Below are 14,768 nucleotides of genomic sequence, written 5' to 3' on the forward strand. Positions count from 1 at the left end.
TTGCTTCTTACCTTAAATAATGCTACAAAATTCAGAAAATAACTTCAACATCATTAGAAATGCAAGAAAAAGAATTATCTAATAATTTTTTAGAAGAACAAGAAAAGTCTAAGGAAGACGATTCTCCGTTCTTTGATGTAAAATATATTTGTCAAGCAAGTTTATTAATTACGGATTCTATCCGAAAAGGGTATGATGTAACGCAATTGCCCAATGGTGATATTAATGTTACAGAAGTAAGAATAGTAAATGTTCATTATAATTGGAACTCCGAAAAAGGAAAATTTGTTAAAACTAATCAGATAGAATTTAATAATAGCAAAGGTGGATGATTAAATCAAATACTGTATACTCGTTTAATTTGAAAAATTGGCTACGTCGTCCTATAAGTACTGTGGTACTCACGTATTAAGTATACGTTATTACACTGGGAGTATATTGTTATTGTCACAAAGCTTATTATCTTAAAACAGCAGTCTAAATATGGAATTTGATCAAGTATTATTATCAAGGATTCAATTTGCTTTTACCATAAGTTTTCATATAATATTCCCTGCTTTTACTATAGGGCTTGCAAGCTTTTTAGCGGTAATTGAAGGGTTATGGTTAAAAACAAAAAAGCCGGTTTATCAAGAAATATACAAATTTTGGGTGAAGATTTTTGCCGTTACTTTCGGTATGGGAGTAGTTTCGGGCGTTGTAATGTCTTATCAATTCGGTACTAACTGGTCGAATTTTTCAGATAAGGTTGGAAATGTCCTCGGTCCGCTTCTCGGTTTTGAAGTATTTACTGCCTTTTTCCTCGAATCTTCTTTTTTAGGTATAATGTTATTCGGCTGTAATAAAGTCAGTAAAAAAGTACATTTTATTTCTACGTTAATAGTTGCCGTTGGTACTATAATCTCAGCTTTTTGGATACTTGCAGCTAGTAGCTGGATGCATACGCCTGCTGGTTTTGAACTGCGAGGCGAAGGATTCTTTGATCCTTTAAATTGGCTAGAAATTATCTTTAACCCTTCTTTCCCATATCGCTTTTTCCATATGATTACGGCGGCTTATTTAACTACTTCTTTTGTTATCGGTGGTGTAGCTAGCTTTTATTTACTAAATAATCGTTATAAAGAGCATGCTAAAATTATGCTTTTTATGTCGGTGTTAATGGCATTAATCGTTGCACCTATTCAAATAGTTATTGGTGATTTGCATGGTTTAAATACTCTTAAAAATCAGCCGGTTAAGGTCTCGGCTATGGAAGGTATTTGGAATACAGAAAAAGGAGCAGCTTTTAATCTTATCGGCTTTCCTGACGAGGAAGAAGAAAAAACAAAATATGCTGTAGAAATACCTTATGCTAGTAGTTTAATCTTAACGCATAGTTTAGACGGTGAAGTGAAAGGATTAAAAGAATGGAAAAAAGAAGAGCGTCCGCCGGTTGCAGTAGTATTTTTTAGCTTTCGTATTATGGTAGGAATTGGTTGCTTAATGGTATTTACAGGTATTGCGGGGTTATATCTTTACTTGAAGAAAAGATTATATACTACGCATTGGTTTCAATATTGGTATATATTAATGTCACCTTCAGGTTTTATTGCAGTACTTGCCGGTTGGTTCGTAACCGAGGTAGGTAGACAACCTTATATAGTATATAATATTTTAAAAACTGTGGATACGGTATCACCGGTACTCGGCAAGTATGTATTTATTTCTCTAATTGCTTTTATAGTAGTGTATGTGATCATTTTCGGAGCGGGTATATATTATATAATGCATTTGATAAAGCAAGGTATAGAAGCGATAGATAATAAAGAAATGTACGGAGAGAGTGGTTTGAATAACCCATTATTAGAAAAGTAATAAGTTTATGTTAAATTTTGCACCTTATATAGATTTACCGCTTGTTTGGGGTGGGCTTATAGCTACCGCTATTTGTTTATATGTTTTATTAGACGGTTTTGATTTAGGAGTAGGAATCTTATTTCCGTTTGCACCTACCGATGATTGCCGTCATAAAATGATCAATTCTATTGCTCCTTTTTGGGACGGTAACGAAACTTGGTTAGTACTTGGCGGCGGTGGTTTATTTGCGGCTTTCCCGTTGGCATATTCGCTATTAATGCCGGCTTTATATATTCCTATTATATTGATGTTACTCGGTCTAATATTTCGTGGTGTAGCTTTTGAATTCCGTTTTAAGGCTCATATAGGTCATCGTTATATTTGGGACTACGCTTTTCATTTCGGTTCTATGCTTGCTGTTTTTTGTCAAGGTTTAATGCTTGGTACGTTTGTCCAAGGAATAGAGATAGAAGGACGAGAATTTGCAGGAGGGAGCTTTGATTTTCTTACTCCCTTTTCCGTTATGACGGGGATAGCATTAATATTCGGTTATGCACTCTTGGGTGCTACTTGGCTTATTCTGAAAACAGAAAAGACAACACAAGATTGGGCTTATAAAGCTGCTTTATATATTTTATTTTACGTTGCACTTTTTATGGGGCTTGTAAGCTTATGGGTTCCTTTCTTAAATAACCACATAAATCATCGTTGGTTTAGTGTACCTAATATTTATTATTTATCTATTGTACCTATTGTAACTGTTTTAATATTTATCAAGTTAATTAAAGCCGTTAAGCAGAAAAAAGAAGTAAAGCCGTTTATTTATGCGATCTTGTTATTTTTATTAGGATATTTAGGGCTCGCGATAAGCATATGGCCATATATCGTTCCTTATAAAGTTACGCTTGAAACTGCAGCAGCAGCACCGGAGTCACAGTCTTTACTGTTGATAGGGGCTGGGATATTCTTACCTGTCATACTTGGCTACACATTCTATTGTTATTATATATTCCGTGGCAAATCATCTCATCATCCGATATATTAAAAAATTTAAAAAAATAACCTCTTGTCTCAAAGGGTGGCAATGGTTTATTATCCTATGGCTTAGCGGATTATTATCCACATTACTTTTAACTTATATAGTTAAGCTGGTGTTTAGGGTGATAGTAGGAATATAACCTTGACAAAACGTACTGTTTATAGTACGTTATTAAGTCTCAATAACTATAAGGAAAAAATAATGGAAATATATAATACAAGCGAAGCAAGAAGTAAGCTTTATAAACTTATAGATTATGTTTCTGATGTACACAAACCTGTTTATATTAAAGGTAAAAGAAATAATGTAGTTATAATTTCAGAAGCAGATTATCGTAATATGGAAGAAACTTTATATTTATTATCTATTCCAAATATGCATAAGTCTATAATTGAAGGACGAGCAGAGCCTATAGCAAAGTGTAGCGATAAATTAAATTGGTAATTTTTTATAAATGTATATAATTCGTTATACTACACAAGCACAAAGCGATGCTAAGAAAATAGTGCAAGCCGGTTTAAAGAATAAAGTAGAAGTTTTATTAAACATAGTTAGTGCTGATCCTTGGAAAATTTACCCTCCATATGAAAAGCTCGTTGGTGACTTTAGTGGTTGCTATTCAAGAAGAATTAATATTCAACATAGGTTGGTTTATGAAGTTTATAAACAAGAAAAAGTTGTAAAAATTCTTAGAATGTATACGCATTATGCATAAGTCATTAACTGAAAAAATCTCAGCATTTATTATTACCAAAAATGAATCCGCAAGGATAGCACGAGCTATAAATAGCGTAAAAAATATTACTGATGAGGTAATAGTAGTCGATAGCGAAAGTACTGATGATACGGTAGCAATAGCTGAAAAATTAGGAGCAAAGGTAGTAATAAAACCGTGGCTTGGTTATGTAGGACAGAAATCTTTTGCCGAAAGCCTTTGTGTAAATGATTGGGTTCTTAATATTGATGCCGATGAGGAGTTGTCTAAAGAGTTACAAGACGAAATAGAGTATATTTTTGCCTCTCATAATCAAGATCGTTATTTAGCTTATCAAATAAAGCTGTTAATAATGCATCGTAATGACCAAAAGCCACGAATGTTTGCTCCATTTAATAAATGTACTCGGTTGTATAATAAAAAATTTGCAAGCTTTGCAAATACCGTAAATAGTACTACTCATGATTCGGTAATATTTAATAAAGATGTTGATTTTGCAGGTAAAATTTATCTATTAGATGAAGCTGCTTATCATTATTCGGGTACTTCAATTGAGCAGTTGGTCACTAAAGCAAATTTTTATTCTAGCGAGCAAGCAAAAGATTTAGTTAAGCAAGGAAAAAAGCTTTCAAATTTTCGTTTAACAACTGAAATGATATGGTGGTTTTTTAAAGCGTTTTTTATCAGACGCTATTTTGTATTTGGTTTTGACGGTTTTGTAGATTCAATAATTTTTGCTTTTGCAAGATTTCTAAGGCTTACGAAGTTAAGAGAGTCATCGCTTAAATCAAAACACGTCATTGCAAGCGACTATAAGGAGTGTGGCAATCTCATGAAGTAATATAAAATTCCTGAGATTGCCACGTCGATGCTATGCATCTCCTCGCAATGACGATTTAGAAAATAAAAGATAAATTATGAAAGAAAATTTTAATGTTAGTAAATTAAAAAACGGTTTGACAATTTTAACATATAATATGCCTTATGTTAATTCGGTAGCAATAAATTTAATTGCTAAAGTTGGAGCACGTTATGAGAATGCAGAAGAGGAAGGCATATCTCACTTTCTTGAGCATATGGCTTTTAAAGGTACAAAAACTAGAACGGCAAAACAGATAGCGGAAGAGTTTGACTCTATAGGCGGACATTTTAATGCCTATACCGGTCATGAGAATACGGTATATTATGCACGAGTCTTGTCTGAAAATTGTGATAAAGCACTTAATATACTTGCCGATATAATTCAAAATTCTATTTTTGCTGATGAGGAAATAGCTAAGGAATATCAGGTGATCATGCAGGAAATTGCTCATCATCAGGATAATCCAGATGACCTAGTATATGAGAAATTTTATAATAAAGTTTATAGAGAACAACCGTTGGGTAAGTCAATCTTAGGTACTGCTAAAACCCTTGCAACTTTTACGAAAGAACATTTTTTTAATTTTATAGATAAACATTATAATGCTGAAAATCTCTATTTATCAATTGCCGGTAATATTGATCATGATAAAATAGTAATTATAGCGGAACAGTTATTTTCTTCTTTGAAGCAAGGAGTAAAAAGTAGCTTTATTCCGGCAAAATATATAGGCGGAAACGGCTTTATTAATAAGGAGTTAGAGCAAACTAGTTTAGTGCTAGGGTTTGAAGGTACATCATATATTAATTTAGAAAAGCTTTACCAAACCCATCTACTTTCTATAATATTCGGTGGCGGTATGTCATCGCGTTTATTTCTAAGTATTCGTGAGAAATTAGGTTTAGCATATGCAGTAGGTAGTTATAATAGTGCTTATTTTGATAGTGGGGTGTTTACAATTTATGCATCCACTGCACATGATAAATTAGAATTATTATATAGAGAGATTAAAAACGAAATAATAAAAATGACTGAACAAGTAAGCACAGAAGAGATTCTTAGAGCTAAAACACAACTGCGTAGTAATTTACAAATGGCTCAAGAGAAAAATACCTATAAGTCAGAAGAAATAGGTAAAAATTATTCTGTTTTCGGTAAATATATTTCTCCTGAAGAGATTATGGAAATTATCATGAGCATAAAAGCTGATGATATTATTAATACGGCAAATAAAATATTTAGTGGTACTACTACGTCGGCAATTATCGGTCCGAATGATCTTCAGGGATTTTAATGATATGCTTGTGTGTATACCAGAGTCGTCATTGCAAGCGGCCGTAGGCTGCGTGGCACTCTTATGAAATAATAACAAGCTCCTGAGATTGCTTAGTCAATTACTTCGTAATTTTCTCGCAATGACGAGGAAAATGAATTTTGAGACAAATAAATGAAAAAAAAATTATATGAAGGTTCAAGTAAAATTTTATATTCTGCCGAAGAAGATTTTTTACTTATAATGGCTTTTTCCGATAAGGCTATTTTAGAAACCGGTGAGACTGTTGATATATCAGGTAAAGGAGTACTTAATAATAATATTTCTTCCTTTCTAATGGATAAACTGGAAATGATCGGTATTGAAAATCATTTCATCGAAAAAATAAATATGAGGGAGCAATTAATTCAATATGTTGAGGTTTTCCCGATACAAGTAATAATATCATCAGTAGCGTGCAGTAGATTTGTAAAAGAATTCGGAATGGATGAAGGGTATGTATTTGATAAACCTATCATTGATTTTAAGGTCCGAAGTCGTGAATTTAAATATCCGATAGTTAATGAGTATCAAATATTAAATTTCGGCTGGTTAACTAGGGATGAAATTAAAGCGGTAAAAGAGCAGGCTTTGCGTATATATGATTTTCTAAGCGGCTTATTTATTGGTGTCGGGATTCGGCTTGTTGAGTGTAAATTAGAATTTGGGCGTGTGTTTAACGGTGAAGAATCTATCATTATGTTAACTGATGAAATTAGTCCGGATAATTGTAGATTATGGCATATTAACAGTAATGAAAAATTGGGATTTGAATTGCTCGAAAAAGAACCAAATAAGGTTTTTGAATCATATCAGCTAATAGCTGATCGTTTAAAAGAAAAATAAATATATTTTTTAAGTGATATATGCTATTTTGGACTGTTTAAGGTTTTATTACAAAGTTCGATTTTTCGTCATTGCGAGGAAAATTACAAAGTAATTGACGAAGCAATCTCAGGATATTTGACGAGATTGCCACGCAGCCTACGGCTGCTCGCAATGACGATTAGGTGTCTACGCAGGAACAACATTTCTGATTTTTAATAATTTTTTACAGTAAAAAAGATGAAAATACGATTTATTATAATAAGCTTTATAGCTCTAATCCTAGTAGGGTGGGGATATGCTGCCTATAAATTTGAACATCAAAGTAAAGAAAATATTATCTCTATTTTTGATAAATATGAAGAATATATAACTTATGATGCAATAAAAGTTAATAAATATGGATTTAGTGTTACTTTAAATAAAGTAATGTTAAAACCTATAGATTTTTATTTTGATGAAATAGTTATTAGACATATACCGTTTTTGAATATTACAAAAATTGATTCTTACGGAAATAATGTAAAAATTACTACCGCTCAAGATGAAAAAAATATTTTTTACTCACCTGATCATCATACAACAATTTGGTTTAGAAAATCTTTGTTTAATAGAGAACCTGATTATTGGAAATTAAGCTTGAGTGACAATAAATCAACTCTTTATAGTTCTCTAGATGCAGAAAAATTAGCAGAGAGTGATATTAGTAATTCTGTAATTACTAATACTAAGACATCGGATAACCTTAATTTGTTAATTTTGGATGGAAAAAATACTGTTTCTTTTATTTCTGAAAATTACAGAAGAAATTTATATGATAAAATTTTTGAATTTTTGAGAGATCAAATAGCTAATGACTCTGATACTGCTTTCTTTGAGTATGGTTTGACAAAGTTAGATATATTGAATTTACCTATTTCTTACAATTCCAAATTAAAACTAAAATATAGTGATGAGTTAGTAGCTCTTGGGAAATTATTAATTCAAAATTTTTCTCTAGATCAAAAGCAAGATGAGAATATGCATGCTGTTATTTTTATGCAGATGTTAGGAGAATTAGTAAAAGGTAAGCCGTTTTTATTTGCTTGTGATATTGAAAGAAAAGGAAAAGTAGAAAGTAATTTATATAAATTAAATATAGGAAAAGATAAAATTTTTGATTTTGCTTTAAATATTAAATCTACTATAGAACCTTCTGAAACATACCAAAAAACGGCAGCTGAAGCTTTAGGAAGCTACTTTAGTAATGGTTTAAACAAAAGAGCTGAGTTAGATAAAATTTTTAAACTAACTAGCCCTATTACTCAAGAAGATGGGGAAAGAGTAATGGGTGTTTTTGCAAAAATAAATAATTCCGAATTTAATTTAAAAGGTGAGTTTGATCCTGAAGCAAAAAAATTATCCGGTAAAACTAATCTTGTAATGGATGATTTTAATTTTGCTATTGATATTGATATGCCTACTATAGATAATCCTCTGAATCTAGAAAGCGTAATAAAATTATCGGATCCGAGTGCGGTTATAAATAATTTTGTGCATTATACTAATAATGCTATTGTACCGGTGCTTAATAAAATAGAAGATTCTAAGGAATTTGCTTTAAATCTAGGAAAACAATCTTCAGTAATAAAGCAATATGGCTTTAGGGCAATAGAAGTTTTTAGTAAAAATTCTGAATTAAAAGACGGTGAATCTTTAGTAGTTGATGTAAAAAGTAAAGACGCCGGACTAACCTTTAACGATAAAGCTATTGATCAGATCCTTAGTGATGCAAGAGTATTAGAATTTATGAATGCCATGGCTATGATAGATCAAGAAAGAAAGTAGTCTAAGTGTCATTCCTGCAAAAGCAGGAATGACATAAGAGCTACGAGATAAGGTCTACAAGTAAAAAATTTGAAGAAAAAATAAGTTATAAAAGAATGATTAATATTTCCTTTCCCGATGGGAGTATAAAACAATTTGCAAAAAACATTACCGCCTATGAAGTAGCAAATGCAATTTCAATGTCACTTGCTAAAGCAGCAATGGTTGCTGAAATAAACGGTGAGCTTCAAGACTTAAGTATCGTAATTGAAAATGATTGCAAGCTTCGTATTTTAACCGCGAAAGATCCTGAATGTCTCGAGATAATAAGGCACGATGCGGCACATTTAACAGCAGAAGCAGTAAAGGAACTATTCCCTGAAACTCAGGTAACGATTGGTCCTGCAATTGAAAACGGTTATTATTACGATTTTGCTCGTGATAAACCTTTTACCACTGATGATTTAGCCGTTATAGAAGCTAAAATGCAAGAACTTTCACAAAAGAATGAGAAAGTAACAAGAGAGCTATGGGATAGGGATAAAGCCGTAGAGTTTTTTAAATCGATAGGAGAGCATTATAAAGCCGAAATTATTGCTTCAATTCCGGCAGGTGAGCCAATTACTTTATACAGGCAAGGTAATTTTATTGATCTATGCCGAGGTCCGCATGCTCCTTCTACAGGGGTTGTTAAGCATTTTAAGTTGATGAAAGTTGCAGGAGCGTATTGGCGAGGTGATAGTCGTAATGAGATGTTGCAGCGTATATACGGCACTGCTTGGGCCACGAAGGAGCAGCTAGATAGTTACCTCTTGATGCTTGAAGAAGCTGAAAAGCGTGATCATAGAAAGCTTGGGCGTGAGCTTGATTTATTCCACTTCCAAGAAGAAGCTCAAGGAATGGTATTTTGGCATGATAAAGGCTGGAGTATATATAATACCATTGAGCAGTATATTAGGAAAAAGATTCGTAAAAACGGTTATACCGAAGTTAAGACTCCTGTTTTGGTTGATAAAAGCCTTTGGGAGGCTTCAGGACATTGGGAAAAGTTTCGTGATGATATGTTTGCGTTAGAAACAGACGATAGGACATTAGCTTTGAAGCCGATGAACTGCCCTTGCCACGTGCAGATTTTCAAACAAGGTATCAAGAGTTATCGTGATTTACCTCTTCGTATGTCGGAGTTTGGTTTGTGCCATCGTAATGAGGCGTCCGGTGCGTTGCACGGTTTAATGAGGGTGCGGAGTTTAGTGCAAGACGATGCACATATATTTTGTGCTGCGGAACAAATTACCGATGAAACGGTTAGTTTTTGTAAATTACTGACTGAAGTTTATAAGGATTTCGGTTTTACTGATATAAAGGTAAAATTCTCTGATCGTCCTGAAATCAGAGCAGGGAGCGATGAAGTTTGGGATAAGGCTGAGAATGCTTTAAAAGAAGCAGTAGAACAAGCAGGGTTTACTTATACACTAAATCCGGGCGAGGGGGCATTTTACGGTCCGAAGCTTGAGTTTGTATTAACCGATGCGATAGGGCGGCAATGGCAATGCGGTACGCTTCAGATGGATTTTGTTTTGCCGGAGCGGTTAGACGCTAGCTATGTTGCAGCAAGCGGAGAGAAAAAAAGACCCGTAATGCTACATAGAGCGATCCTTGGCTCACTTGAGCGTTTTATTGGTATATTGATCGAAGAATATGCAGGTAGGTTTCCGCTTTGGCTTGCACCAGTGCAGGTTGCTATTGCAACTATTACCAGCGATTTGAACTATTACGCTTTGGAAGTGCAGAAAGCTTTAATTGATAACGGGGTAAGAACGGATTTTAATATCTCACCTGATAAAATTAACTATAAGATTCGTGAGTTTTCTAATCAAAAAATACCGATGATTGCAGTAATCGGTAAACAGGAGCAAGAAAATAAACAAGTAGCGATTAGAAGGCTCGGAACTACTGACCAAGAAGTATTATCGGTTGAGCAGTTAATAGCTGTGGTTAAAGGAGAGAATGAGAAATATTTGTAGATTTTAAATCTCAAGGATGATATAAGATAATAATACGTATCATAGGGATATGATATCTCAATTAGGAAAAAATCCTAAAGAGATTATGTGAGAACTATTATTAATATAGCTGATTCGCAAATTAAAATTCTAGATAAACTATCCAAGAAAAAAATATCAAGAGATAAAATTATTGGGCAAGCTTTAACTAGTTACGTTGCTAGTAATGATCACAATAATAAGGCATTTGAAAACGCTTTTGGACTCTGGAAAGATAAAAATCTAGATAGTTTAGAATATCAGGCTAAATTACGTAATGAGTGGAACGAATGAAAGCTACCTTTGATACTAATGTATTAATAGATTATCTACAATAATGTCATTCCGTTGATCGCACATGGGTGACCACTTAAGGATCGATGTCATTCCCGCGAAGGCGGGAATCCAGGGTAAAGCGAGATAAATCGAGCTTTCCAAAAAAATCTTTTAGACCAAGATTTTTTTATAAATTTTACTTTTCAAATAAAGCTTTAAGGTACTGGATTCCTGCTTTTGCGGGAATGACATAAGAGTCATGCAACAAGGGCACGCAGGTATGATATGAAACGGGCCATGTAATAAGGCCGCTTTTATCTAAGAATAACATACATTTTTCAACTTATGAAAATCAAAACTTATCCTGTTTCTTTTTTATGGTCTGTTATAAAGCCGTATAAATATTGGTATTTTGTTATGATGCTTGGGCCTATTGCAAGCGGCTTTCATCCTATTATATATAATTATGCCGTAAGGCTTTTGCTTGATTTATTTACCCAAAATGAAAAGATTATATTTGCTCAAAGTTATAAACCGATAATATGGTTTGTAGCAGCACAAGCTATACTTGATGGTACTTGGCGTGCTCATAACTTTGCACAACTTAAAACAATGCCTCATATCTTTCAAGGCATGATGAATAAAATATGTAATCACTGTTTTAATTTGCCGTATACTTATTTTCAAAATAACCTTTCCGGTTCTATCGTCGGAAGAGTACGGGGCATAGGTGATAATTATTATAAAATGCACCAAGCAATCGAGTATCAATTAAGCAAACCGTTATTAATTACCTTGCTTTTCGGTATTGCACTGGGTCTTACTAATATTAAAGTATTTGTTGTCATTAGTACCTTTATGGCTATTGACTTACCGCTTGCTTTACAGTTTTTTACTAAACTTGCTAAAATGGAACAAGATAAGCAAGATTCTTGGTATAGTAGCTGATTGTATTACAAACATCTTTAATATTTTTTCATTTGCAGCAAAGCAGCGAGAATTAAATAAAGTAAATGATTATTACCATAATGTACATAACCCTCTAGCAATAAAATATTACAAATATGATTTAATTATTTGTATAATACTCAGTTTAGTATATTGGGTATATTTAACAGGTGTATTTGTGTATGTAATTCATTTACGTAATCTTGGTGAAATTAGTATCGGCGATATTGCTTTTATTATGTCCCTTACTTTTTTAGTTACTGAAAATTCGTGGCATGCCACTATGGAACTTAAAGACTTTTTAGAAGATATAGCAGCATTTCGCTCCGCCTTTACAATCATGCAAATCTCACAAGATACTATAGATAAAGAAAATGCTGCTGAATTAAAAATCTTCAAAGGAGAGATTATATTTAAGGATATATAGTTTGCTTATAAAAAGGGGAGTAGTGTATTCCAGTCTCTTAATTTGCATATTAAAGCCGGTGAGAAAGTGGGTATTGTCGGGCATTTAGGTAGCGGTAAATCCACTTTAATTGCATTATTATTGAAAAATTTTAAAGCCGGAATTGGCGATATTATAATCGATAACCAAAGTCTTTACGATACTTCCTCTGACAGCCTGTGGGAGCAGATATCATTAATTCCTCAAGATATTATGCTTTTTCATCGCTCAGTAGGTAAGAATATCGGATATGCAAAAGAGAATGCTTTGCCTTGGGAAATAGAAAATGCCGCCAAAGCTGCAAATATCCATGAATTTATCGAAAGTTTACCGGAAAAATATAACACCATTGTCGGTGAGAGAGGAGTAAAGCTAAGTGGCGGACAGAGACAACGTATAGCAATTGCCCGTGCTATTTTTAAAAACGCTCCGATTTTGGTTTTAGATGAAGCAACTTCAAGTCTTGATAGCCATACAGAGCAAGAAGTACAAAAATCTATTAATACCATGCTTGATATTGAGAATGTAACGATAATTGCTATAGCCTACAGATTATCTACTATCAAGCATATGGATAGAATTATTGTTATGGATAAAGGCAAGATCGTAGAAGACGGCACTTTTAAGGTACTCTGGGAGCATCAAGTTAACGGATTTGTTTAAACCGGCGTTATTAAGAATATGTAAGGTACCTCTAGGCAACAAAAAGCTAACTATGAAGTTCATAACCTAATAAAGGGCATTTATTACATTTATAATCAAATATTTCATGAAATGTTGTTTTGAATTGCCACTCTTTTTTACAAGATGGACAATTTGAATAATTAGAATGTGCATAGGAATTTCCTGATATCGGTTCTGCTATAGGATAAAAAACTTTCTTTTTTAAACATTTTTGTATTCGCTTACTAATTTTTCTTCCTTTTATAGAAATATCACTATCTAATTCTGCTAATTGTTTTTCCATTAAAGGTTCTAATGTTTATAGCTTAAAAGCCATAAGCTGTAAGCTGCCGCATAATCATTTTGCCAAGAAGTAATTGTTCCTCCGAGATATTGGTCTTTATCATTTATTATATATAAAGGTAGATATCTTCCCTCATCTATACGTGATACAAGCTGCTCTTCATAAGCTTTTGACCATGAAATAGGATATAAATAGAGAAATTTTGCATTTTCAATATTTTTTTCGATATCAATAGGTGTTTCACTAACATAGTCTGCTGTTATTTTATAACTAATTATTACGCCCAATTGCTCTAATTCATCTTTATCTTTCAATGCATGATAGCTTAAATGTGAAGCATGCAAAGCATCTTTATTAGGAATTACTGCATAAAAAACCAATTTATTTTTTGTAGGACTAAAAAATTCTTCATTATTTAATATATTACCGTTTTGGTATAAAGAACCGATAAAACTACAAAGTAAATGCTAAGCCTTTCCGTAATCCTTTAATAAGAATTGCTTACTTTTATTAAACGATATAGTAACAAGATATATATTAGACATAGTTTAAATAAAATTTACCTATTTAGCTAAGAATGCTGCCTTTTATAATCTAACTTAATTGGAGTTTATTCCTAAAAAAGCTTACTATTTAGGAATAAACTCCTAAATAGTTATATTAGTATATAAGTAAAGGATAAAAAACATAATTGATTTTAAACATGCTTTAAAGAAAAGTATAAAATACTACTTTTCAAAGAAAAGAGTTATACCCCTAAGGCTTTTTTTCCTTTAGATTGTTCTTGTTCAACTGCTTGAGTATGAGACTTAACTTGAGGGATTGCAAGATCGACTACATGTTCATATCTAACGCCATTTTCAAATAAAACTTGACCGCATTTATTCACTTGAATAACATCTTCTTTAGAGAATTTATTTAAAATAACTTCCGTGATGTTATAAAGGAATTTCCAAGATAGTTCTATTCTTTCTTGTAATGTCAGCTTGTTATTTTCTGGTTTTTGACTATTAAGGGCAACATTTGGCGAATCATCAATATTACCTCCTTCAGTAGGTAATATATTTTTTTTACGTGCTGCTATTTTCTTATACATTAAAAATATTAATAATAATGCTAAGCAACCTATGGCAATTAAAATATGAGTATTAGAATTAGACACTATTTTGCCCTTCCTTGTTGTTGAGTTAAGTTGTGTGTTTTAGAAAGTATAGTAACCACTGCTTTACCTATATTAACTAAGTTAGCTATATCAGGAGTTAGCTTTGCAATTGCTAAGACCGGAGGCGGTAATAAGTTAGTTTTTATTGTTAGACTTATAACATTTCCGAGTTCTTGACTTTCTGGTATTACTCCTACTATTTTTTTTATGTCGCTTGCAATTTCCGTAGCTTTTTCTGCTGCTTTACATAAGGATTCGATCTTTTCGTCACAAGAGCTTCCGGATTTAATACTTTTAATAATTCTGTTTTACTTCATTTAGATTACCAGAAATAGTATTCTTTACAGAGTTTAATTTGTCAATATTTATATCTTGTGGAATTGCACTTTCAATATTACTTTTTAGTTCTGTTATTTTTTCTTCTACTTCATCTTTGCTTTTTGGTATAGCTTTAGCAGCTTTTACAACATTCTCTAGTGAAGCTTGGTTATTAGGGTTTTTATTTGCTATTTCAATAATTTTTCGAGGCGGTT

The 14,768-nt window shown here is 32.6% G+C and carries 17 protein-coding genes and 1 pseudogene; 14 read left to right on the forward strand and 4 right to left on the reverse strand.

Translation table 11 applies throughout. The annotated features are described in order from the left end of the window. The first annotated feature begins 59 nt into the window (after positions 1–59). The 14 genes from RGRA_RS0102065 (at position 60) to RGRA_RS0102130 (ending at position 12,769) form a co-directional block, all read left to right on the forward strand. Entirely contained in the window at positions 60–332 is a 273-nt protein-coding gene (locus tag RGRA_RS0102065; RefSeq protein WP_010976947.1) for a DUF2671 domain-containing protein, read from the forward strand. 151 nt (positions 333–483) lie between these two features. Then, a complete protein-coding gene (locus RGRA_RS0102070) occupies positions 484–1,854 on the forward strand; it encodes a cytochrome ubiquinol oxidase subunit I (RefSeq protein ID WP_017443248.1) in 1,371 nt (456 codons plus the stop codon). Between the two features lie 7 nt (positions 1,855–1,861). Next, positions 1,862–2,881, forward strand: coding sequence for a cytochrome d ubiquinol oxidase subunit II (gene cydB / locus RGRA_RS0102075; protein WP_017443249.1), 1,020 nt, complete (start codon positions 1,862–1,864; stop codon positions 2,879–2,881). 195 nt (positions 2,882–3,076) lie between these two features. After that, positions 3,077–3,319, forward strand: coding sequence for a type II toxin-antitoxin system Phd/YefM family antitoxin (locus RGRA_RS0102080; protein ID WP_017443250.1), 243 nt, complete (start codon positions 3,077–3,079; stop codon positions 3,317–3,319). Positions 3,320–3,329: 10 nt separating this feature from the next. Beyond that, positions 3,330–3,590 carry a Txe/YoeB family addiction module toxin gene (locus tag RGRA_RS0102085; RefSeq protein WP_017443251.1) on the forward strand — a complete coding sequence of 87 codons (261 nt, stop codon included), beginning with the start codon at positions 3,330–3,332 and terminating at the stop codon, positions 3,588–3,590. Continuing rightward, positions 3,583–4,431: a glycosyltransferase family 2 protein gene (locus tag RGRA_RS0102090; protein ID WP_017443252.1), complete on the forward strand. Its 849-nt coding sequence runs from the start codon at positions 3,583–3,585 to the stop codon at positions 4,429–4,431. Before RGRA_RS0102085 ends, RGRA_RS0102090 begins: the two co-directional genes overlap by 8 nt. A gap of 76 nt (positions 4,432–4,507) precedes the next feature. Further along, a complete protein-coding gene (locus RGRA_RS0102095; RefSeq protein ID WP_017443253.1) occupies positions 4,508–5,746 on the forward strand; it encodes a M16 family metallopeptidase in 1,239 nt (412 codons plus the stop codon). 153 nt (positions 5,747–5,899) lie between these two features. Next, positions 5,900–6,610, forward strand: coding sequence for a phosphoribosylaminoimidazolesuccinocarboxamide synthase (locus tag RGRA_RS0102100; RefSeq protein ID WP_014408318.1), 711 nt, complete (start codon positions 5,900–5,902; stop codon positions 6,608–6,610). 219 nt (positions 6,611–6,829) lie between these two features. Further along, positions 6,830–8,416: a hypothetical protein gene (locus tag RGRA_RS0102105; protein WP_017443255.1), complete on the forward strand. Its 1,587-nt coding sequence runs from the start codon at positions 6,830–6,832 to the stop codon at positions 8,414–8,416. Positions 8,417–8,511: 95 nt separating this feature from the next. Beyond that, positions 8,512–10,419, forward strand: coding sequence for a threonine--tRNA ligase (gene thrS, locus RGRA_RS0102110; RefSeq protein ID WP_017443256.1), 1,908 nt, complete (start codon positions 8,512–8,514; stop codon positions 10,417–10,419). An 87-nt stretch (positions 10,420–10,506) separates the two neighbouring features. Beyond that, positions 10,507–10,731, forward strand: coding sequence for a hypothetical protein (locus RGRA_RS0102115; RefSeq protein ID WP_017443257.1), 225 nt, complete (start codon positions 10,507–10,509; stop codon positions 10,729–10,731). 327 nt (positions 10,732–11,058) lie between these two features. Continuing rightward, on the forward strand, positions 11,059–11,661 hold the full coding sequence (locus tag RGRA_RS10230; protein ID WP_024547242.1) for an ABC transporter ATP-binding protein: 603 nt from the start codon (positions 11,059–11,061) through the stop codon (positions 11,659–11,661). After that, positions 11,615–12,088 (forward strand): ABC transporter ATP-binding protein, encoded by a 474-nt coding sequence (locus tag RGRA_RS13125; RefSeq protein WP_034419549.1) that lies wholly within the window; start codon positions 11,615–11,617, stop codon positions 12,086–12,088. Before RGRA_RS10230 ends, RGRA_RS13125 begins: the two co-directional genes overlap by 47 nt. 42 nt (positions 12,089–12,130) lie before the next feature. After that, positions 12,131–12,769, forward strand: a complete 639-nt coding sequence (locus RGRA_RS0102130) for an ABC transporter ATP-binding protein (protein WP_084520541.1) — start codon at positions 12,131–12,133, stop codon at positions 12,767–12,769. A 46-nt stretch (positions 12,770–12,815) separates the two neighbouring features. Here RGRA_RS0102130 and RGRA_RS14050 read toward each other — a convergent pair whose 3' ends face one another. From RGRA_RS14050 to RGRA_RS14240, 4 genes and pseudogenes are all read right to left on the reverse strand, one after another. Further along, positions 12,816–13,073 (reverse strand): DUF2310 family Zn-ribbon-containing protein, encoded by a 258-nt coding sequence (locus RGRA_RS14050; RefSeq protein ID WP_017443258.1) that lies wholly within the window; start codon positions 13,071–13,073, stop codon positions 12,816–12,818. Between the two features lie 8 nt (positions 13,074–13,081). Further along, the gene (locus tag RGRA_RS14055; protein WP_330216857.1) at positions 13,082–13,522 is read right to left on the reverse strand and encodes a DUF2310 family Zn-ribbon-containing protein; all 441 of its coding nucleotides are present in this window, start codon (positions 13,520–13,522) and stop codon (positions 13,082–13,084) included. Positions 13,523–13,821: 299 nt separating this feature from the next. Continuing rightward, on the reverse strand, positions 13,822–14,235 hold the full coding sequence (locus RGRA_RS0102145) for a DUF2660 domain-containing protein (protein ID WP_017443260.1): 414 nt from the start codon (positions 14,233–14,235) through the stop codon (positions 13,822–13,824). Further along, positions 14,235–14,768, reverse strand: a pseudogene (locus tag RGRA_RS14240) (hypothetical protein); the annotation flags it as partial. The pseudogene RGRA_RS14240 and the gene RGRA_RS0102145, both read right to left, overlap by 1 nt.

This window comes from Rickettsia gravesii BWI-1 (genome assembly GCF_000485845.1).
In the GTDB taxonomy this organism is placed as follows: Bacteria; Pseudomonadota; Alphaproteobacteria; order Rickettsiales; family Rickettsiaceae; genus Rickettsia; species Rickettsia rickettsii.